The organism is Bradyrhizobium sp. BRP23 (assembly GCF_020194135.1).
Classification (GTDB): Bacteria; Pseudomonadota; Alphaproteobacteria; order Rhizobiales; family Xanthobacteraceae; genus Bradyrhizobium; species Bradyrhizobium yuanmingense.
In genome coordinates, this window is sequence record NZ_JADYVW010000003.1 from 85783 (window position 1) to 105058 (window position 19276).

The following is a 19276-nucleotide window of genomic DNA, read 5'->3' on the forward strand; positions in this document are numbered from 1 at the left end:
CGCCGGGGGGCGAAGCAGTGGGCAGGAACAGTCTCCGCTTCGTCTCGCTTCTCCTGGCGTTGCCGTCGCTCCTCGTTGCTGCACCGATCGCTGCGGATGAATTCCGCAGCCCCTCGCTGACGGCCCTGCGCATCGAGTGGCGCGCGGCGCTCGACCAGCTTCGCAGCGAGATCAACAGCCGTCCCCAGATTGCGGGCGACTTCATCTTCGCACCGCGCCGTTCGGTACCGCGCTACGATCCGCGCGCGATGCCGGCACTGGTGCAGCTCAACGCGGTCTCCTCGCGCTTCTTCACCGGCATTACCCGAAGTCCCGTCCCCGTGCTGCTGCCGTTCGACGCCGCCGCGTATCTCGACGCGCAGCGCAGCGGCGCGCCGGCGACGCTCGCGCTGTCGCGCTACCAGGCCGACTTCAATCCCGTCGACATGTTCGATGCCGGTCCTGCCGGCTACAGCGCGACCTTCTCGCTCGAGCCCGGCGCCGGTGACGGCATGCCAAGCCGGGTGTACGCAAAGCCCGTCGAGGTGCAGATCACGGGCTCGGCGCTGATCTACGACATCGCCGATCCGGCCGGGGGCAAGGGCGAGCCAGTCAAGCCGCTCGCCGCAACCTACCCGGATCTGCGTAGGTTCATCCGGGAAGGCTATGTGCGCTACGCCTTCACCCGCTTCGGCGCCACCTATGTGGTCTCGATCCAGTGCCTCGACAGTGTCGCGAGGCCACGGCGGCTCGCCTGCAAGGAGGCCTATCCGGTCGCCGAGCGCTTCCTGAAGGCGCTGCGCGTCGCAGGGGGCCAGCGCATGCGGCCCCTGGCGGACGTTGCCTCCAACATTATCGACCGCCCCGCGGTGCGTTCACCGGATTTCAGCTACCGGCCGAGCGGCGACATCATTCCGAACACCGGCTACCGCAAGCAGGGCGGTCATCCCGACGCCATGGCCTATGCCCAGATCCGCTTTCCCTTGGAGAAGGCGCCCGCCTTCGTGCGCTCCCAATCCTTCGGCAAGCGCGACAAGAGCGAAGGCCCGACCGCTTATCCCTGGCGCGACAATTTCTGCGAGTCGCGTAGTTTCGAGGTGTGGCAATGCGGCGGAGGTTACGGCCACCAGGGCGAGGACATCCGCGCCGCCGACTGCCCGCCACCCGGCGAAGCCCGCGAGCCCTGCGATTCCAAGCGGCGCGGCGTCGTCGCCGTGCGTGACGCGATCGTTATCCGTGGCGCCAAGGACCAGGCCGCAACGCTACAGGTCAATAGCCGCACCGAGCACATCCGTTTCCGCTACATGCACATGAATCCGCATGCGATGAACGCCGATGGCGTCATCAACGGCCGCATCGTCACCGAAGGCGAGAAGATCGGCGTGATCTCGAACTACCTCGACCGTCCCGCCGGCACCTCGATGCACCTGCATTTCGACGTCCAGGTGTTCACCCGCGATGGCTGGATCTGGGTCAGCCCCTACGCGACGCTGGTCTCGGCCTATGAACGGCTGATCCGCGCGCGCGGCCGCGAGATCGGCCCGGAGATCGCGGTCACGGCGCAGCCGGTGGCCCATGCGCTGCCGGAAGACGTGCTCAAGCCTGACCTGCGCGAGGGAGCGGGCGGCGAGGAGAACTGACAGCGTGCTGGTTCGTTGCTGGAGCGGGCAGGACGCATCTGGTCGCGCACTCCCCCGCTCGAACGAAGAAGGATGGGTTGATGAGTGTCGGACTGATCGGTCTTCTCGACGATATCGCGGGGATCGCAAAGGTGGCTGCAGCCTCGCTCGACGATGTCGCTAGCCAGGCAGCCAAGGCAGGCACAAAGGCCGCTGGCGTGGTCATCGACGATGCGGCGGTCACGCCGAACTACGTCATCGGTTTCGCTTCGAAACGCGAGCTGCCGATCGTCGGCAAGATCGCGGTCGGATCGCTACGCAACAAACTGCTGATCTTGCTGCCGATTGCCCTGCTGCTCGGCTATTTCCTTCCCGCTGCGGTCACGCCGCTGCTGATGCTGGGCGGCGCCTTTCTCTGCTATGAAGGCGCCGAAAAGGTGCTCGAAGCCGTGATGCCGCATCATGCGCACCAGCACGAAGCTCAGCTCGAGCCGATTGCGTTGAATGCCCAGTCGGTCGAGGACGAGAAGGTCGCTGGCGCCATCAAGACGGATTTCATCCTGTCGGCGGAGATCATGGCGATCACGCTGGCGGCCCTCCCGGCGGGCAGCATCTGGACGCAGGCGCTGGTGCTGGCGCTGGTCGGCCTCTTCATCACCGTTGGTGTCTATGGCGTGGTGGCCCTGATCGTGAAAGCGGACGATGCCGGCATCGCCCTCGCGCGGTTCGACGGCGCCTCGCTCGCCGGCGGCGCGATCCGATTGCTTGGGCGCGCGCTCGTCCGCGGCATGCCCGTTTTCCTGGCGGTGCTGAGCACGATCGGCACCGCCGCCATGATCTGGGTCGGCGGTGGCATCATCCTGCACGGCATCGAGAAGTACGGCCCACCCGCGATCGGCCACACGGTCCATGCCATAACCGAGGCTGCCGCACATCTCCTTCCATCCGTTGCCGGCATCGTCGAATGGTCGGTCGAAGCAGCCATCTCGGGTGCGCTTGGACTGCTCGTCGGCGCAGTCGCCATTCCGGTCGTCCAATACGGACTCGCGCCGGCTTGGAAGCGGTTGAGGCGATCGCGATCGGCCTGAGCACAGCCATTGCGGATGACGCGCGCAGCCTATTCCAGGAACGTCGTCAGTTGCGCGCCCTCATCCGCCACGAACACCGCGATCAGTTCCGCCGGCTCGGTCATGCTGGCATTGGCCGAGACCAGATGCGTCGAGCCCGGCGGTTCGAAGAAGGACTGGCCGACACCGAACGTCTCGACCGGGCCGCCACCGAGCTGCGAGCGGATCTCGCCCTTGGTGATGTAGGCGGTGACGGAGCCGGAGTGACGATGCGGCCGCGAAAACCCGCCCGGACCGTAGGACACGCGCACGATGGTAACGCGTTTGCCGGGCACGTTCGGAAGCGCGTAGGAGCCGATCGGCTCAACCTTGTCGAGCGGCGAGCCTTCCGCCGCCGTCGCGCAGAGCGGCGCGAGGGCGCTGGACACGCTGTCGATCGTCACCGGCAGAGCTTTGCCGATTGCCAGCGCGCAGACTAATCCTGCGATGACGGCGAACGCTGTCGAACGTGACGGCAACGGGTACTGCAGGGCCGAAAGGCTCATGACTGTCATCGTGATCCTCCCCTCTCTCCGTCAGGACGAAGCTGCAGCGGCGGCCGCTGCGACCGGCCGCTTTGCAGGCGTCCAGCGAAACGCCGCACCAAAACGGTTCCAGACGTTGATCGAGGCGACCGCCGAGGTCAGATACGTCAGTTCAGTCTCGGAGAATTCGCGGGACGCCTCGGCGTAAACCTCCTCGCTGACCCCGTCAGGCAGACAGGTCAGCGCCTCGGCCCAGGCGAGCGCGGCCCGCTCGCGCGGCGAAAAGATCGGCGCCTCGCGCCAGACCGCGAGCAGATGAAGCTTGTCGAGGGGAACGCCGATCCGTTCCGACAGCACGACGTGGTGTTGCACGCAGAACGCGCAGCCGTTGATCTGCGAGGCGCGCAGCTTGACCAGCTCGAGCAGCTGCTTGTCGAGGCCGGCCTTGGCCGCAAGCTGGCCCAGCGCCAGCACCAGATCAAACGCATCGGGCGCGATCTGCTTGAAATCTTCATATTCGCTGCGGGCGTGTGACATTGCCATTCACCTCGGCATATTATAAGAGCACGGACATCTTATAAGAGCTCTTATATGTCGCGCAAGACGAATGTCACGAAATCGCAATCGGGACCCAAGGCCGTTGCAGCCGGTGCGGTGCACGTTCCAGCACCGGGCGAAGGCAAGCGCGGCGAGCAAGGCTATCTCGGTTACCTGCTGCGCCAAGCCCACGCCGCCGTTCGGCTGACGATGGAACGCACGCTCGCCGATCTCGGCGTGACCTCGCCGCAATTCGCGGTGCTGACGATGCTGAACGCCTATCCGGGCCTGTCGGGAGCCGATGTCGCCCGCCTCACCTTCCTGACGCCCCAGACCGTCGGCGTCATCATCCGCAATCTCGAACGCGACGGCGCGATTGCGATGACGCCTCATCCCGTTCACGGCCGCATCCAGCAATGGACGCTGACGCCACGAGGCGCGACGCTTTTGAAGGCGTGCCGGCAGCGTGTGCTCGAATTGGAGAAGCGGCTCGCTCGCAATTTGGATTCAAAGGCGGAAACCACGATCCGGCGTTGGCTTTCCGGAATCGCGGCTGAGCTTAAGGAGGACTAGGCGGCCGGCATTCGCGGCTGTCGTGGCCGCTGGTGCTACCCGCCTTTCAAGGCGTTCTTGACTGCGCCGTCCGGCCAGCTCTCGTCGGCCGCGATCACCCGCACGCGGGTCTGGTCGGCGGGATTGACCAGCACGTGCGAATTCACCCGCTCACCGCTCGGCTCCAGACGCAGATCGGTTTCGGGCTTCCAGCTCAGCGTCGTCGCGAGGTCGCCGGGAAAGATCTTCCATTGCGATCCGTCGTCGAGTTCGACGATATGGCTTTCGGCATGCGTGCGTATCTTCATTCCACCCCGACGATTCGATGAACCAGGAAGGCCGGCCGTACCAGGACCGACTCTTCTCCTCCTGGCGTGGGAGGAATGCGGGAGTCCGGCACTTGTTCCGGTGGGAACGACCGACGGGGTCGGGCCGAGTTGCCGCACGCGGCCGTTTCGGAACCGACTCACGCGTGCCATGTTTCCGGCTAGAATGTGCCCATGAAGCACACTGATTCCTCGCCCCGTCACACACGCCGCGCCCTGCTCCAGTCGACGCTCGGTGCAGCCGCTTTGCTCGCGCTTCCCACCCGCGCTCTCGCCGCGCCTCCCGGCTTCGACGAATGGCGCGAGAGCTTTCGTGCGCGCGCGATGGCAAAAGGTATTTCCGCCGCGACATGGCAGCGCGCGATGGGACGGGTCGAACCGGACATGAGCGTGTTCGCGCAGATGCGCAACCAGCCCGAATTCCGCGAGCAGGTCTGGCAGTACATCAACCGCCGCGTCTCGGACTGGCGCATCATTAACGGCAAGATCGCGCTGAAGAACAACGAGGCGCTGTTCGCCCGCATCGAGCGCGATTTCGGGGTCGAGCGCGGCACGCTGCTGGCGCTTTGGGGCGTCGAGTCCGCCTATGGCGATCCGCTGGTGCAGCAGAACCACATGAGGCCGGTGTTTCCCTCGCTCGCCGCGCTCGCCTGGAACGAGCCGCGCCGCAAGGCCTATTGGGAGACCGAGCTGATCAATGCACTGCGCATCGTCGACAAGGGCTGGTCCACGCCTGAGGACATGCGGGGATCATGGGCCGGCGCGATGGGCCATTCGCAATGGATGCCGGAGGTCTGGCTCAATGTCGGCATCGACTATGACGGCAACGGCAAGGTCTCGCCATTCGGCAAGCCCGACGATGCGCTGGGCTCGACCGCAAAGTATCTCGTCAATCGTGGCAAGTGGCACCGCGGCGAGCACTGGGGCTACGAGGTGCGCGCGCCCGCCAACATGAGCGGCAGCCGGACCTATGCGGCCTGGCAGGCGGCCGGCGTGACGCGTGCCGACGGCCAACCATTTCCGCAGCCCAACGCATCCGCGCAGATGTGGACGCCGGTTGCGGGCGGGCCGACCTTCCTGCTCGGGCCGAATTTCTACTCGGTGAAGAGCTACAACCCTTCCATGAACTACGCGCTGGCGATCTGCCATCTCGGGGATCGCTGCCTGGGAGCTCCGCCCTTCATCCAGCCCTTCCCGGGCTCCGAGCGTGCGTTGACGCTCGCCGAAGTGCAGGAGATGCAGACGCGCCTGACCAAGGCCGGCTTCGACACGGGCGGCACCGACGGCCGGGTCGGCAACGACACCATGAAGGCAGTCAAGGAGTTTCAGCAGAAAGTCGGGATCGCGCCAGCCGATGGCTACGGCGGGCTGAAGGTGCTGGCCAAGCTGCGGCAAACCAACTAGCACGGCCGGAAGCGCCGGCGCTGGCGCCTCGCCGCAGCTGCAGCCGACCCTTAAGCCGCGTTTCGCTGTTCTGTCAGCTTCAGCAGCTCGTCGACGAGGTCATCCACGGTACGCTCGGCCGCGGCAATCGACGCCTGCAACCGTTCGTCGGCGAATTCGTCGTACTCGACTGCGATGCTGTTGAAGGCCGTGATCCCGATGAAGGCAAACACGTCCCGGACGGCTCCTTCGACATGATTGACGGCGGCCATGCGCCCGCCCGGATCGTACCCGTAGTCTCCGCGCGAGCCGAGCAGGACAAGACGCTTGTCCATGCCCGCAAGCAGCGCCGAATATGGATTGTCCGGACATGATCGGTCGAAGCCGAATGTGCGTCCGACCCGAACAACGTTGTCTATGTATGCCTTGAACTGCGCTGGCACACCGAAGTTGTACATTGGCACGCCCGCGACGATCAGATCAGCTGTGAGCAACTCGTCGACCAGCGCATCGCTTTCCGCCAAAGCCTCTCTCATCCATGGCTCGCGCCGATCGGGCTTCGCGAAGGCCGCCTTGACCCAGTCGTCCGTCACCGGACTCGGTGCGAAGCGACCGAGGTCGCGGCAGACGACGCGATCCCCCGGCCGCGACTGTAGCCATCGTTGGACGAAACGCTGAGTCAGACGCCTGGTGTGCGAACCGCGCGGATTTGCATCTGAAGGCTCTAACCGCGCGCTTGAATCGATTTGTAGCAGTTGCATTGCAGAACTCCTCTCATCTGTTTGCCCAATAGATCGGTTCAGGCCCCGTCGTTGACAAACGAAAGTTGCTCAGCTTATGGATGAACTGCATTCATCCTCGAGTTCGCGATGAGAAGGCTTCCTCCGCTGGCGGGATTGCGTGCGTTTGAAGCGGCGGCACGTCACCTCAGCTTCAAGCGCGCCGCCGATGAGCTTCACGTCACGCCGACCGCGATCAGCCATCAGGTGCGACAGCTGGAGCAGACGGTCGGAGTCAGGCTGTTCGAGCGCCGAACGCGGCAGGTTCTGCTCACCGCGGAAGGTCAGGTCCTGCTTCCGGTCCTGCGCGACGGCTTTGATGCGTTTGCGCGTGTTCTGGAGGGATTGAGCCGGAAGCGGCGCCGGGCGGTGGTCACACTTTCGGCGACGCCGGCTTTCACAGCCAAATGGCTCGTGCCGCGTCTTCCTGGGCTCCGAAAGAGCAGAGCCGACATTGATCTCACATTGCTTGCGAGCCTGGACGTGGTCGATCTCAATTCAACCGCGGACCTCGCACTTCGCTACGGCTCCGGTCCTTATCCCGATCTGATTGCCGAGCCGCTCACGGTCGATCGTTTCGCGCCGGTGGTTAGTCCGCGCTTGGGCATCCGAAGACCGAGCGACCTACGCTCAGCAACACTGCTACATTTCGACTGGCACCGTCGTGACGCCCGAAATCCGACCTGGCGGCGCTGGCTCAAGACGGCCGGCATCAACGACGTTGATGCGCGCGCCGGCGTGCGTTTCAGCGATGAAACCCATGCCATCCAGGCAACCGTCGCCGGCGCTGGTGTCGCTTTGCACAGTCTTGTGCTCGTCGCCGACGAACTTTCGCAGGGAACGCTGGTGGCACCATTCGGGCCGGAGCTGGAAGGCTTCTCGCTGCACCTGGTCCGCAGCCGCGACCGGCCGCTCACCGAGCCGGTCGAGGCTGTACGACACTGGCTGAAGTCAGAGTTCGACGCGGCCTGCTGATACGCAGCGCAGCTCAAGCGTGCCTCGGAATGACATCCTTGCTTTCAGTGCCGATATTGCGGCTCTTCCGCATCGAGTTGGCGGCGGATCGCAGCGAGATGCAGCCGGGCGGATTCGGAATCGCCTTCGCGCATCTGCCTGTACGTCTCCGCCGCAACGGCGGGATCGACCGGCAGCACCTTCCGTCCCGTCGACATCGCCAGCACCTGCACCTCGGCGGCGCGCTCGAGATAATAGAGATCGTCCCAGGCTTCCGCGATGGTCGGCGCCAGCACCATCACGCCGTGATGCTTCATGAAGACGATGTCGGCATCGCCAACGGCGGAGGCGATACGCGCGCCTTCGCGGTTGTCGAGCGCGAGGCCATTGTAGTCGCGGTCGACCGCGGTGCGGCCGTAGAATTTCAGCGCGGTCTGGCCCGCCCAGATCAGCGGATCACCCTCGGTCATCGACAGCGCCGTCGCGTACGGCATGTGGGTGTGGAAGGCGACCTTGGCGCGCGGCAGCAGCCGGTGCATCTCAGCATGGATGTAGAAGGCGGTCGCTTCGGGTACCCCCTCGCCGTCGAGCACGTTGCCGTGGAAGTCGCAGATCAGGAGCTTTGACGCGGTCAACTCGCGAAAGGCGTAGCCGTAGGGGTTGACGAGGAACAGGTCGTCATGGCCCGGCACGACCGCCGAGAAGTGGTTGCAGATGCCCTCCTCAAAGCCGTTGCGCGCGGCCATGCGGAAGCAGGCGGCGAGATCCTCCCGTGCGGTGCGGATCGCGTCGGTTGCAAGATCCGGCCGGTTGGAGCGAAACGGCGCTGGCGCGGGTGAGGACGCGTGAAGGCTGTGCGCCATGGCTAAGGACACCTCTGTCGGTTGCAGGTTGCCCTTCTTGTACAGGGGCCGCGCCTGCGCGTCAGCCCCTGCGGCCGCCACCCTGCCCTGCGCAGCTCAAGCGCGCCGCGGCACGCCGCCGGCGTTCATGCCGCCGTCGATGACGAGCTCGCTGCCGGTGACGTAGCGCGAGGCATCGGAGGCGAGATACAGCACGCCCGAGGCGATCTCCGCGGCCTGACCGGCGCGGCCAAGCGGCGTGACGACGCGGGCGCGCTCCTCCGGATCGATCGGGGCGTTCTGGCCGGCGCCAGCCGCCCCCGTTGGGATCTTGCCCCAGATCGGGGTGTCGATGATGCCAGGGTGAACCGAATTGACCCGGATGCGATCGCCCGCCGCCGCACACTCCATCGCGATCGACTTGGCGAACAGCCGCACGCCGCCCTTGGTCGCCGAATAGGCCGACAATCCGGGCGAGCCGCGCAGTCCCGCCAGCGAGGACATCATGATGATCGAGCCGCCGCCGGTTTTGCGCATCAGGGGCAGGCAGTGCTTGACCGAGAGGAACACGCCATCGAGATTGATCGCATTCTGCCTGCGCCAGTCGGCGAGCGTCATGTCGACGATCGATGGCACGGCAATGCCGATGCCGGCGTTTGAGACGAGCACGTCGAGCCGGCCGTAGCGCCTTGCGATCTCGGCGACGATCTCGATCCAGCGTTCTTCGCTGGTGACGTCCTGCTCCAGGAACACCGTCTTGCCGCCGTCCCTGGTGATGCGCCTGACGAGCTCGGAGCCCCTCAGCTCGTCGATGTCGGTCGCGATAACGGTGGCGCCTTCGCGCGCGAACAGCTCGACGGTAGCCTCGCCAATGCCGGAGGCGCCGCCCGTCACCAGTGCGACCTTGCCCTCAACCTGCCCTGCCATGTTCACTCCCTTTTTTGTTGTTTGAGCAACCTACTTCTTGCGCATGATCTCGTCGTTCATGCGTCATCTAATCACGGATGGCCCCTGGTCCGGTAGCGCGACGTCGACGACGCGGAATTGCACGCGCTCGGCGCCCTGGTAGCGGTCGACCGAGAGTGAGCCCGCGACATGTATCTGCTGGCCGCGATTGGCGAGCAGCGCATTGCCGAGCTTCTGGCCGATCGCACGGAACGCGATGCCGTTGACGATGGCACCATCACCCGCCTTGAAGCGCAGGCGCAGATGCGCCTGGCCGACCTCGTCGGCAAACACGAGTTGATGCGCCGGCAGCGCCAGCACCGGCTCCGGATTGCCGCTGCCGAAGGGACCTGCGCGGTTGAGCGTCGTGGCCAGCTCAGGCGTCACCGCACGGGCGGTGACCGCGCCGTCGATATAGAGCTCGTTGACGTGGCGCGCCTCGGCGACGTCGCGCGCCAGCGCGGCCTCGATATAGGCGCGGAATTCGGCGAGCTTCTCCTTGCGCAGCGTCACGCCCGCGGCCATCGCGTGGCCGCCCCCCTTGAGCAGAATGCCGTCGGCGACAGCCTGCCGCACCGCCTTGCCGAGATCTACGCCGGCGATCGAGCGGCCCGAGCCCGTGCCGATGCCGCCGGGCTCCAGCGCAATGGCAAAGGCCGGCCGCGAGAACTTCTCCTTCAGCCGGGAGGCGACGAGGCCGACCACGCCGGGATGCCAGCCTTCCGAGGCCGTGACGATCACCGCGAGCTTGTCCTCCAGCCCGATCGAGGCCAGCGCCTCGGCTTCGGCCTGGGCTTCCGCCGCCTGCTCGATGACGCGACGTTCGCTGTTGAGACGGTCGAGCTCGGCCGCGATCCGCGCCGCCTCGACGCTGTCGCCTTCGAGCAGCAGTCGCACGCCGAGATCGGCGCGGCCGATACGGCCGCCGGCATTGACGCGCGGGCCCAGCATGAAGCCGAGATGCCACGCCTCCGGCGGGCCGTTGAGCCGCGCCACGTCCATCAGCGCGGTGTGGCCGACATGGTCGCGCCGCCGCATCGCGATCAGCCCCTTGGCGACGAAGGCGCGGTTGAGACCGATCAGCGGCGCGACGTCGGCGACGGTGCCGAGCGCAACGTGGTGCAGCATGCCCAGGAGATCGGGCTCGGGCATCTCGCTGGTCCAGAAGCCGCGCTGGCGCAGCTCGCGATTGACCGCGACCAGCGTCACCAGCACGAGGCCGACCGCAGCGAGATGACCGAGGCCGGAGAGATCGTCGAGCCGGTTCGGATTGACCAGCGCATCCACCACCGGTAGCTCCGTGCCAGCCTGGTGATGGTCGATCACGACCACGGACATGCCGAGGCGCTTCGCCTCGGCGAGCGGCTCGATGCTGGTGGTGCCGCAATCGACGGTGATCAGCAGGGTGGCGCCCTTCGCCGCCAGCGCGCGCACCGCCTCCGTGTTGGGGCCATAGCCCTCGAAAATCCGGTCGGGAATATGGATCAGCGGATCGAGCCCGCAATGCCGCAGATGCCACGCCAGCAGGGCAGCCGAGGTCGCGCCGTCGACATCGTAGTCCCCGAAGATCGCGACCTTCTCGCCCCTGGTCGCGGCATTGGCGATGCGTTTGGCGGCGGCCTCCATCTCCGTCACCGTGAACGGGTCGGGCAGCAGCTTTCGGATGGTCGGATCGAGGAAGTCGGCGACGGCATCGATGTCGACACCGCGGCCCGCCAGCACCCGCGCCAGCAGTTCCGGCAATTGGTGCCGCTGCACGATGGCGAGCGCCTGGGCCGCCCCGCGGGCATCGAGCCGGTCGCGCCACAGCTTGTCGGTGAGCGAGCGCGCCACCCCCAGGAAGGCCTGGGGCGCTTCGACGGGGAGTGCGGATGCGGGAGGCGTCATGAACGGGGGCTATCGATTGGGAACTCGGGTCCGGGCGATCACGCTCGCGGGCGGGACTGGCTTGAAAGGATTGGCCGGGAAACCCCGGTGATTTGCAACGGCCAGGACGCACAAAGCGGTGGATGGCCGGCTGGCAGGCCGGAGTGACTATCATTTAGGCATTCCGTCAAACAGCAAATTAAGCAGGCGTTAGGCGGAATCCTCGAAAAAGAATCGTATTCGATCTGTAAGTCGTTGTTCCCCGTTCATTGCAGATCAGACCTCATTGCCAAGGGAAGTCCCGATGTCTGCTGCGCTGGGTCTGAAGGCCAAGCCGATCGCCACCGAACCCGCGGACGATGATTCCGACATCTCCGCGCTGATCAACCGGCTCACCGCGGAGGTCAACCAGATCGCGGTCGACAAGACCAAGTCGATCCAGCAGATCACCAACCAGATGAAGATGCTGGCGCTGAACGCGCTGATCGAGAGCTCGCGCGCCGGCGCGCAGGGCGCGGGCTTTGCGGTGGTGGCACAGGAGGTGCGCGGCGTCGGCCAGCAGGTCGAGACCATCGCCCGCGAGCTCGAGACCCAATTGACGAAACGCACCGGCGACCTCGTCGCCTCGATCGACCGCATGAGCCAGCGCTCCCGCGGCGAGCGGATGGTCGACCTGTCGCTCAACGCGATCGAGCTGATCGACCGCAATCTCTACGAACGCACCTGCGACGTGCGCTGGTGGGCGACCGATTCCGCCGTGGTCGATTGTGCGGCCTCGCCGAGCGCCGCGGCCGTCTCCCATGCTTCGCAGCGCCTCGGCGTGATCCTCGGGGCCTACACGGTCTATCTCGATCTCTGGCTCTGCGACCTCGACGGCAACGTCATCGCCAATGGCCGCGCCGACCGCTTCCGCGTCGTCGGCCAGAACGTCGCCCACACCAAATGGTTTCGCGACGCGAAAGCCCTTCGCTCCGGCGACGACTATGTCGCCGGGGACGTCGAGAACCAGCCGCTGCTCGGCAATGCGCAGGTCGCGACCTATTGCGCCAGCGTCCGCGCCGGCGGCCAGGCCAACGGCGCGCCGATCGGGGTGCTCGCCATCCATTTCGACTGGGAGCCGCAGGCCCGCGCCATCGTGCAGGGCGTGCGCGTCGGCGACAGCGACAAGGCGCGCGTGCTGCTGGTCGATTCCAATTTCCGCGTGATCGCGGCGTCCGACGGCCAGGGCATCCTCAGCGAGCGCATCTCGCTGTCGCTGAACGGCCAGCGCTCCGGCTTCTATCAGGAACGCACCGGCACGCTGGTCGCGTTCCATGCCACGCCGGGCTACGAGACCTATCGCGGGCTCGGCTGGTACGGCGTGATCGTCTGCGGGGCCTGAGGCGAGCGGTCCGCCCCCCGAAATCGGACGCGGCCACCCGTCCAATCCAAAACTCGCGAAAACAACCCCATGCACAGTAGCTTGGGGATTGTTTTCATTGGCGTTTTCAAGGGCCTGCCCGCCGCCTTGCGGCGATCAAACATTTTGACACGTCGGGCAAAACGCTGGCAGGATTTTCCCGCCAGCTAAGCCCGCTATAGGCAAGAGCCTGCGCCACGGATCGGCTAGAGTCACTTCGCATTGAACGATGCGAGAGGCGCGAGTCTCGATCTGCTTCGATCATCTCGCGCTCCGCAATCGTAAGGAGGCAAGCCATGAAGATCGTCGTGATCGGCGGAACCGGATTGATCGGATCAAGACTGGTGGCGAAGCTCAAGCAGCAAGGCCACGAAGCGGTGGCGGCCTCGCCGAAATCCGGCGTGAACGCCGTAACCGGGGAAGGCCTTGCCGCAGCGCTTTCGGGCGCGGATGTGGTCGTCGACGTCGCCAACGCGCCGTCCTGGGAGCCGGCAGCGGTGCTCGCGTTCTTCCAACGATCGAGCGAGAATCTCGTCGCGGCAGAGGCCGCAGCAGGCGTGAAGCATCACGTGGCGCTCTCGATCGTCGGCACCGACCGTTCGCCCGACAACGCCTATTTCCGTGCCAAGCTGGCGCAGGAAACCGTCATCAAGTCCGCCTCTGTGCCCTACTCGATCGTGCGCGCCACCCAGTTCTTCGAATTCCTCGCGGCCATTGCCGACACAAGCACGATCGACGGCAAGATCGTCGTTCCAACGGCTCAGTTTCAGCCGATCGCGGCCGTCGATGTCGTCGATCGCCTCGCGGAGGTCGCAACCGGCCGGCCGCTCAACGGCACGATCGATATCGCTGGCCCTGAGAAGGGCCCCTTCAATGACTTCATCGCACGCCGCCTGAAGGCGTCCGGCGACCCCCGCCATGTGATCGGAGACCCGAAGGCGCTCTATTATGGCGCTCCCATCGACGACACGTCGCTGAACCCGCTCGGCGAGGCACGGCTCGGGCCGACGCCGCTCGCAAAATGGCTCGCGAGCCTCTGAGACGCCGGCGGTCGGATCATCGCTCCAGCTGCGGCAATGAAGGTCCCCGCCGGGGGACGCGGCCGGCTTGGGCCGCGTCACGGGCGCGAGGTCGGCACGAGTAGGGCCGCGTCAGCCCTACCGGCAACGGCGCGCTGCCATCTCCGCTGCGAGCAGCAACGCCGCGCGGCTGGCGCCGATCGAGGCGATGCCTTGTCCCGCGATGTCGTAGGCGGTGCCGTGCGCGGGCGTGCAGATCGGGAATGGGAAGCCGCCGAGCAAGGTCACGCCGCGATCGAAACCCATCAGCTTCATCGCGATCTGGCCCTGGTCGTGATACATCGTCAGCACGGCATCGAAGGCGCCGGCCTTGGCGCGCAAGAACACGGTGTCGGCGGGAAACGGTCCCTCCGCGGCAATGCCCTCGCGCTGGCTTGCTGCGACCACCGGCGCGATCACGTCGATCTCCTCGCGGCCGAAATTGCCGCCGTCGCCGGCATGGGGGTTGAGGCCTGCCACCGCGATGCGCGGCCGCGCAAAGCCGGCGTTGCGCATGCAGGAATTGGTCAGCTCGAGCGCGCGATGGATGCGTTCGCCGGATAGCTTCGCAGCGACGTCCCTAAGCGGGATGTGCGAGGTGACCCGCGCATTCCAGAGCCGGTCCAGCACGTTAAATTCGCTTGCCGGCGTCTTGAGACCGACGACCTCGGCTGAGAACGCGATCTCGTCGTCGTACTCGGCACGGGCAAGGCGCATCGCCTGCTTGTTGAAGGGCGTGAAGCAGACCGCATCGACATGGCCGTCGCGGCCGAGCTCGAGCGCGTGCCTGTAATTGGCCAGCGCGAATTTTCCGCCGGCAAGGGTCGCGGCCTTCGGCTCGACCTCTCTGGGAGCAAGGTGGCGGAGATCGACGAACAGCGCATCTTCCTGCGCTGCGCGAAGGTCGGCGCCCTGCTCTATCACCTTCAGCTCCGGCTTGACGCCCGCAATGCGCGCGCCCTCGTCGAAAATGCGGCGGTCGCCGATGACGACGAGCCGGCAGCGCGCGCGGATGTCGTCCTGCGCCACGAGCTTCGCCGTCAGCTCCGGGCTGATGCCGGCGGGATCTCCCATGGCCAGCGCAATCAGCGGCTTTGCGGTCATATGATCGCCCTTTCCTGGACTGGCGCATCGGTTGCAGGGGATGCGGGTTTGCGCCAGAGCCGCGGCAGCTGCAACAGAAGCGGAAGCAGCAGCAGCGCGATGCCGCCCACGATCAGGCACGTCACCAGCTTGTTCGCAAAGAAGATGCCCAAGGACCCCTTTGAGATCAGCATCGACTGCCGGAACGCGTCCTCGGCCTTGTCGCCAATGACGATCGCGAGCACGAGCGGCGCTAAGGGATAGAACAGCTTCTTGAAGAGATAGCCGACGACCCCGAAGCCGAGCATCATGAGGACGTCGAGATAGGAGTTCGACACCGAATAGGCGCCGACGACGCAAATGATCACGATCAGCGGCGCGATCACCACGAAGGGAATCCGCATCAGGGCGGCGAACACCGGGACCGTCAGCAGCACCAGCACCACGGCGACGATGTTGCCGACATACATCGAGGCGATCAGGCCCCAGACGAAATCCTTTTGGTCCACGAACAGCATGGGCCCGGGATTGAGGCCCCAGATCATCAGCCCGCCCATCATCACGGCCGCGGTCGCCGAGCCGGGAATGCCCAGCGAGAGCATCGGCAGCAGCGCACTGGTCCCGGCGGCATGATCGGCCGTCTCCGGCGAGACGATGCCTTCGACCTCGCCGGTGCCGAAATGCCGGCCGCGGCGTGAAAAGCGGCGGGCGATGCCGTAGCTCATGAAGGAGGCCGCGGTCGGGCCGCCCGGCGTGATGCCCATCCAGCAGCCGATCGCGGCACTGCGCAACAGGGCGATGCCGTAGCGCGGCAGGCGGCCGACGGCGCGAAAGACCTCGCGCCAATCGATCTTGGATGAGACGGCGCGGGCGTGAAATTCCTCCTCGACGGCCACCAGCAGCTCGCCGATGCCGAACAGGCCCATCACCGCGACTACGAAGCTGACGCCCTTGACCAGCTCATCCACGCCCATGGTGAGGCGCACGCTGCCGGAGACCGTGTCGATGCCGATGGCGGCGATGGCAAAGCCGAGCGCCAGCGCCACGACGGTCTTGATCGGCGCCGCACCGCCCATCCCGACGAAGCTGGCAAAGGCGAGAAAATAGACCGCAAAATACTCGGCCGGCCCGAACGCGAGCGCAGCCTGCGCCACCCAGGAGGCGAGGAAGGTGATCAGGATGACGCCGACCAGCGCGCCGAACGCCGCCGAACCGAAGGCGGTCGCGAGCGCCGTGGTCGGCCGGCCGTCGCGCGCCATCGGATAGCCGTCGAAGGTGGTCGCCACCGATGACGGCTCGCCCGGAATGTTGAACAGGATGGAGGTCACCGATCCCCCGAACAGCGCGCCCCAATACATGCTGGAGAGCAGGATGATGGCCGAGACCGGCTGCATGCCGAAGGTGAGCGGCAGGAGCAGCGACACGCCGTTCGGCGCGCCCAGCCCCGGCAATACGCCGACGAGAATGCCGAGCAGGACGCCGACCACCATCAGGACCAGATGCGGCACCGTGACCGCGATGGTGAAGCCGTGCAGGAGCTCCTGGAGATTGTCCATCCCGCCGCTCCCTCAGAACCCGAGCGCGGAAGCGAGCGCGCCGTGCGGCAAGCTGACCTGGAACATGCGCTCGAACACGAGGTAGAGCGCCAGCGCCGTGGCTCCTGCCATGGCGAGCGCACGCGGCACCGATTGGTGCCGGGGGATTGCCAGCACGGTGAAGACGTAGAGAGCCGAGGCGACATACATCCCGGCGAGTGGGATCGCGGCGACGAAGATCGCAGCCGGCACGAACAGGCCGGCGAGCCGGCGCAGCTCGATCGACGTGATCGCGATGGGAACGTTTGCGAGCGTCGCGGCCGGCACCACGCCGCGCACCAGATTGTAGAGACTGCCGAGCACGACGATGGTCCCGGTCAGGAACGGGAAGGTGCCGGCGTCCACGCCTGCGCTCGACCAGCCAATGCCGTTGTCGAGGCTGGAGACGACGACGGCCACGCCGAAGCTGCCGGTGAGCACGGCGGTCGCAAGTTCAAGCGCGCGGCGGGAGATCATGGCGCAATGCCTTACTTCACCAGCCAGCCCTGCTCGCCCGCGACCTGCTTGATGCGCTCGAGGTCCTCCTTGATGAATTTTTCGAACTCGGCACCGGTGAGGAACGTGTCGACCTGGGAAGTCTTCTCGATGTAGTCCTTCCACTCCGGCGTCGCCTGCACCTTCTTCATGAGGTCGACATAGAACGCGGCCTGCTCCGGCGCGACCTTGCCGGGCAGCCACACCGTGCGCGGCTGCTCGTATTGCTTGATGTCGAGGCCCTGCTCGACGCAGGTCGGAACGTCGCCCCAGCCTTCCGTCGCGGTCACCTTCGGCCCCTGCGGCAGCCGCTTCGGGCTGAACACGCAGAGCGGTCGCTGCGTGCCCCCGCGCCATTGCCCAAGGCTTTCGCTGGGGTTGTTGACGTGGGAGTCGAGATGTCCGCCGGCGAGCTGCACGGCGGTCTCGGCGCCGCTCTTGAAGGGGATGTAGGTCAGCTTGACCTTGCCGGTTTTCTCGATCATGCGCGTCAGCACCTCGTCGGTATCCTTCGACTGCGCGCCGCCCATCTTGAATTCGCCCGCTGCGGCCGCCTTCAGATAATCGCCTGCGGTCTTGTACGGCGCGTCCTGCTTGACCCAGAGCAGGAACTCGTCCTGCGCCATCGCCGCGATCGGCGTGAGATCGGTGTAGTTGAAGGCAACCTTGGAGACGAGCGGCTGCTGCCACGCGTTCGACGTGCCGAAGATCACCTTGTAGGGATCGCCCGCGGAAGCCTTGCCGTAGACGTAGCCTTCGGCGCCGCTGCCGCCGCCCTTGTTGACGACGACGATCGGCTGCTCGGTCAGCTTGTGCTTGGTGATGATGTTCTGCACCGCGCGCGCGAGGTTGTCGGTGCCGCCGCCGGGGCCGGCGGTGGCCACGAACTCGATCGGCTTTTGCGGCTGCCAGGCGCTGAGCGCCGGCATGGTGCCAGCGAGCACGGCTGCGCCTGCGGAGAGCAGAAATGTTGACGTCCGACCCATGATTTCCTCCAGCTGATTTTTTGTCTTTTGTTGTTGTCGTATCGACGTCCGGTCAGGCGACGTGTTCCTCGCGTCGTTCCAGGGCCGAGACGATTGCGCCTTCTTTTTCGAGCGCTTCGATTCGTGACTGATCGAACCCGTGCTCGGCCAGAACCTCTCGCGTATGTTCACCATAGACCGGTGCGCCTGATCGCACTTTGCCTGGGGTCTCCGAAAACTTGATCGGAAGTCCGATCGTCTTGACGGGCCCGAGCGTGGAGTGCTCGACCTCGACGACCATCTCGCGCGCCAGCGTCTGCGGATCACTGAGCGCCTCCAGCATGTCGTGCACGGGACCGCACGGCACGCCCTTCTCGTCCAGCGCCGCCAGCCAATGCGCCCGCGATTGGGTACGGAAGCGTTCGCTGAGGACGGCTTCGAGCTCTTTCAGGTTGGCCATGCGGTCGGCGCCGGTGAGGAAGCGCGGATCGTCGGCAAGCTCGCTCGCGCCGAGCGCTTCCAGCATCAACAGCCAATGCTTCTTGTTGGCGCCGCCGACCACGAGCCAGCCGTCCGAAGCTTCGAACGCCTGATACGGCGCGTTGAGCGGATGCGCCGAGCCCATCGCGCGCGGCGCAGTGCCCGAGGCGAGCGCGATGGTCGACTGCCAATAGGTCTGCACCAGGGCGGCTTCATACAGCGAGGTCTCGACCCACTGCCCTTCACCGGTCTTGAGGCGATGCGTGTAGGCCGCCAGGATACCCATGCTCGCGAGCAGGCCGGCGGTGATGTCGGACAGCGGCGGCCCGCACTTGACGGGCGGGCCGTCGGGCCGCTCGCCGGTAAAGCTCATGATGCCGCTCATGGCTTGGGCGACGAGGTCGAAACCCCTGCGGTGCTTGTAGGGGCCGGTGCGGCCGAAACCCGACAGCGAGCAATAGATCAGCGCCGGGAATTCCGCGTGCAGCGCCTCATAGCCGAAGCCGAGGCGCTCCATCGCGCCCGGCGCAAAGTTCTCGACCAGCACGTCGGCATCGGCGATCAGCCGGCGCAGCACCTCTTTGCCGCCGTCGGTCTTCAGATCCAGCACGATGCCGCGCTTGTTGCGGTTCATCATCAGGAAGGACGCCGCCTCATCGCCGATCTTCGGCGGCACCGAATGGCGGGTGTCGTCGCCGTTCGGCCATTTCTCGATCTTGATGACGTCGGCGCCCATGTCGGCGAGCATCAAGGTGCAGGTCGGTCCCGCCATGACGTGAGTGAGATCGATGACCTTGAGGCCGGCCAGCGGTCCCGAATGGCGGGAGGTGGATTGCGAACTTTGCATCG

Annotated in this window: 19 protein-coding genes; 7 read left to right on the forward strand and 12 right to left on the reverse strand. The window is 65.9% G+C overall.

What is annotated here, in order from left to right:
• Positions 1–17: 17 nt before the first annotated feature.
• Together I6F24_RS08445 and I6F24_RS08450 are read left to right on the forward strand one after the other, a co-directional pair.
• On the forward strand, positions 18–1619 hold the full coding sequence (locus tag I6F24_RS08445; protein WP_035999796.1) for a peptidase M23: 1602 nt from the start codon (positions 18–20) through the stop codon (positions 1617–1619).
• An 80-nt stretch (positions 1620–1699) separates the two neighbouring features.
• The gene (locus I6F24_RS08450) at positions 1700–2686 is read left to right on the forward strand and encodes a DUF808 domain-containing protein (protein ID WP_035999800.1); all 987 of its coding nucleotides are present in this window, start codon (positions 1700–1702) and stop codon (positions 2684–2686) included.
• Positions 2687–2715: 29 nt separating this feature from the next.
• Here the strand turns inward: I6F24_RS08450 and I6F24_RS08455 are convergent, their stop codons facing one another.
• Positions 2716–3219 carry a cupin domain-containing protein gene (locus I6F24_RS08455; RefSeq protein WP_036022958.1) on the reverse strand — a complete coding sequence of 168 codons (504 nt, stop codon included), beginning with the start codon at positions 3217–3219 and terminating at the stop codon, positions 2716–2718.
• Between the two features lie 21 nt (positions 3220–3240).
• Positions 3241–3726 carry a carboxymuconolactone decarboxylase family protein gene (locus I6F24_RS08460; RefSeq protein WP_036022957.1) on the reverse strand — a complete coding sequence of 162 codons (486 nt, stop codon included), beginning with the start codon at positions 3724–3726 and terminating at the stop codon, positions 3241–3243.
• Between the two features lie 54 nt (positions 3727–3780).
• Here I6F24_RS08460 and I6F24_RS08465 point away from each other — a divergent pair, with 54 nt between their 5' ends.
• Positions 3781–4299, forward strand: a complete 519-nt coding sequence (locus I6F24_RS08465) for a MarR family transcriptional regulator (RefSeq protein WP_036022956.1) — start codon at positions 3781–3783, stop codon at positions 4297–4299.
• A 35-nt stretch (positions 4300–4334) separates the two neighbouring features.
• Here the strand turns inward: I6F24_RS08465 and I6F24_RS08470 are convergent, their stop codons facing one another.
• Positions 4335–4586 carry a hypothetical protein gene (locus tag I6F24_RS08470; RefSeq protein WP_035999836.1) on the reverse strand — a complete coding sequence of 84 codons (252 nt, stop codon included), beginning with the start codon at positions 4584–4586 and terminating at the stop codon, positions 4335–4337.
• Positions 4587–4778: 192 nt separating this feature from the next.
• Here I6F24_RS08470 and I6F24_RS08475 point away from each other — a divergent pair, with 192 nt between their 5' ends.
• On the forward strand, positions 4779–6008 hold the full coding sequence (locus tag I6F24_RS08475) for a lytic murein transglycosylase (protein WP_035999838.1): 1230 nt from the start codon (positions 4779–4781) through the stop codon (positions 6006–6008).
• A 50-nt stretch (positions 6009–6058) separates the two neighbouring features.
• On the opposite strand, the gene I6F24_RS08480 is transcribed toward I6F24_RS08475, so the two are convergent.
• The gene (locus tag I6F24_RS08480) at positions 6059–6748 is read right to left on the reverse strand and encodes an NAD(P)H-dependent oxidoreductase (protein WP_225149576.1); all 690 of its coding nucleotides are present in this window, start codon (positions 6746–6748) and stop codon (positions 6059–6061) included.
• Between the two features lie 108 nt (positions 6749–6856).
• Between I6F24_RS08480 and I6F24_RS08490 the strand changes: the two genes are divergently transcribed.
• Positions 6857–7741: a LysR substrate-binding domain-containing protein gene (locus tag I6F24_RS08490; RefSeq protein WP_276573661.1), complete on the forward strand. Its 885-nt coding sequence runs from the start codon at positions 6857–6859 to the stop codon at positions 7739–7741.
• A 44-nt stretch (positions 7742–7785) separates the two neighbouring features.
• Here the strand turns inward: I6F24_RS08490 and I6F24_RS08495 are convergent, their stop codons facing one another.
• The 3 genes from I6F24_RS08495 to recJ all read right to left on the reverse strand — a co-directional run bounded on the left by I6F24_RS08495 (position 7786) and on the right by recJ (position 11394).
• Positions 7786–8583, reverse strand: coding sequence for an aldolase (locus I6F24_RS08495; RefSeq protein ID WP_225149575.1), 798 nt, complete (start codon positions 8581–8583; stop codon positions 7786–7788).
• A gap of 96 nt (positions 8584–8679) precedes the next feature.
• Positions 8680–9489, reverse strand: coding sequence for a glucose 1-dehydrogenase (locus tag I6F24_RS08500; RefSeq protein WP_225149574.1), 810 nt, complete (start codon positions 9487–9489; stop codon positions 8680–8682).
• 63 nt (positions 9490–9552) lie between these two features.
• Complete coding sequence (recJ, locus tag I6F24_RS08505; protein WP_225149573.1) at positions 9553–11394, reverse strand: single-stranded-DNA-specific exonuclease RecJ; 1842 nt, start codon at positions 11392–11394, stop codon at positions 9553–9555.
• A gap of 283 nt (positions 11395–11677) precedes the next feature.
• On the opposite strand from recJ, the gene I6F24_RS08510 reads away from it, so the two are divergent.
• Together I6F24_RS08510 and I6F24_RS08515 are read left to right on the forward strand one after the other, a co-directional pair.
• Positions 11678–12754: a methyl-accepting chemotaxis protein gene (locus tag I6F24_RS08510; RefSeq protein WP_225149572.1), complete on the forward strand. Its 1077-nt coding sequence runs from the start codon at positions 11678–11680 to the stop codon at positions 12752–12754.
• Between the two features lie 314 nt (positions 12755–13068).
• Positions 13069–13812: an SDR family oxidoreductase gene (locus I6F24_RS08515; RefSeq protein ID WP_225149571.1), complete on the forward strand. Its 744-nt coding sequence runs from the start codon at positions 13069–13071 to the stop codon at positions 13810–13812.
• A 117-nt stretch (positions 13813–13929) separates the two neighbouring features.
• Here the strand turns inward: I6F24_RS08515 and I6F24_RS08520 are convergent, their stop codons facing one another.
• Genes I6F24_RS08520 through I6F24_RS08540 form a run of 5 tightly spaced genes read right to left on the reverse strand, consistent with a single transcriptional unit; the run spans position 13930 to position 19274 of the window.
• Positions 13930–14934, reverse strand: coding sequence for a 4-hydroxythreonine-4-phosphate dehydrogenase PdxA (locus I6F24_RS08520; protein WP_225149570.1), 1005 nt, complete (start codon positions 14932–14934; stop codon positions 13930–13932).
• Positions 14931–16469, reverse strand: a complete 1539-nt coding sequence (locus I6F24_RS08525) for a tripartite tricarboxylate transporter permease (protein WP_225149569.1) — start codon at positions 16467–16469, stop codon at positions 14931–14933. Before I6F24_RS08525 ends, I6F24_RS08520 begins: the two co-directional genes overlap by 4 nt.
• Before the next feature lie 12 nt (positions 16470–16481).
• Entirely contained in the window at positions 16482–16964 is a 483-nt protein-coding gene (locus I6F24_RS08530) for a tripartite tricarboxylate transporter TctB family protein (protein ID WP_225149568.1), read from the reverse strand.
• An 11-nt stretch (positions 16965–16975) separates the two neighbouring features.
• A complete protein-coding gene (locus I6F24_RS08535; protein ID WP_225149567.1) occupies positions 16976–17968 on the reverse strand; it encodes a tripartite tricarboxylate transporter substrate-binding protein in 993 nt (330 codons plus the stop codon).
• 52 nt (positions 17969–18020) lie between these two features.
• Positions 18021–19274, reverse strand: a complete 1254-nt coding sequence (locus I6F24_RS08540; protein WP_225149566.1) for a CoA transferase — start codon at positions 19272–19274, stop codon at positions 18021–18023.
• Positions 19275–19276 lie beyond the last annotated feature (2 nt).

Bases quoted from the DNA above. Each gene is read 5' to 3' on its own strand.
- I6F24_RS08495 (WP_225149575.1), bottom strand. From the start codon at position 8,583: ATGGCGCACAGCCTTCACGCGTCCTCACCCGCGCCAGCGCCGTTTCGC.
- I6F24_RS08470 (WP_035999836.1), bottom strand. From the start codon at position 4,586: ATGAAGATACGCACGCATGCCGAAAGCCATATCGTCGAACTCGACGAC.
- recJ (WP_225149573.1), bottom strand. From the start codon at position 11,394: ATGACGCCTCCCGCATCCGCACTCCCCGTCGAAGCGCCCCAGGCCTTC.
- I6F24_RS08455 (WP_036022958.1), bottom strand. From the start codon at position 3,219: ATGACAGTCATGAGCCTTTCGGCCCTGCAGTACCCGTTGCCGTCACGT.
- I6F24_RS08515 (WP_225149571.1), top strand. From the start codon at position 13,069: ATGAAGATCGTCGTGATCGGCGGAACCGGATTGATCGGATCAAGACTG.
- I6F24_RS08540 (WP_225149566.1), bottom strand. From the start codon at position 19,274: ATGCAAAGTTCGCAATCCACCTCCCGCCATTCGGGACCGCTGGCCGGC.
- I6F24_RS08480 (WP_225149576.1), bottom strand. From the start codon at position 6,748: ATGCAACTGCTACAAATCGATTCAAGCGCGCGGTTAGAGCCTTCAGAT.
- I6F24_RS08460 (WP_036022957.1), bottom strand. From the start codon at position 3,726: ATGTCACACGCCCGCAGCGAATATGAAGATTTCAAGCAGATCGCGCCC.
- I6F24_RS08475 (WP_035999838.1), top strand. From the start codon at position 4,779: ATGAAGCACACTGATTCCTCGCCCCGTCACACACGCCGCGCCCTGCTC.
- I6F24_RS08500 (WP_225149574.1), bottom strand. From the start codon at position 9,489: ATGGCAGGGCAGGTTGAGGGCAAGGTCGCACTGGTGACGGGCGGCGCC.
- I6F24_RS08535 (WP_225149567.1), bottom strand. From the start codon at position 17,968: ATGGGTCGGACGTCAACATTTCTGCTCTCCGCAGGCGCAGCCGTGCTC.
- I6F24_RS08530 (WP_225149568.1), bottom strand. From the start codon at position 16,964: ATGATCTCCCGCCGCGCGCTTGAACTTGCGACCGCCGTGCTCACCGGC.
- I6F24_RS08510 (WP_225149572.1), top strand. From the start codon at position 11,678: ATGTCTGCTGCGCTGGGTCTGAAGGCCAAGCCGATCGCCACCGAACCC.
- I6F24_RS08490 (WP_276573661.1), top strand. From the start codon at position 6,857: ATGAGAAGGCTTCCTCCGCTGGCGGGATTGCGTGCGTTTGAAGCGGCG.
- I6F24_RS08465 (WP_036022956.1), top strand. From the start codon at position 3,781: ATGTCGCGCAAGACGAATGTCACGAAATCGCAATCGGGACCCAAGGCC.
- I6F24_RS08520 (WP_225149570.1), bottom strand. From the start codon at position 14,934: ATGACCGCAAAGCCGCTGATTGCGCTGGCCATGGGAGATCCCGCCGGC.
- I6F24_RS08450 (WP_035999800.1), top strand. From the start codon at position 1,700: ATGAGTGTCGGACTGATCGGTCTTCTCGACGATATCGCGGGGATCGCA.
- I6F24_RS08525 (WP_225149569.1), bottom strand. From the start codon at position 16,469: ATGGACAATCTCCAGGAGCTCCTGCACGGCTTCACCATCGCGGTCACG.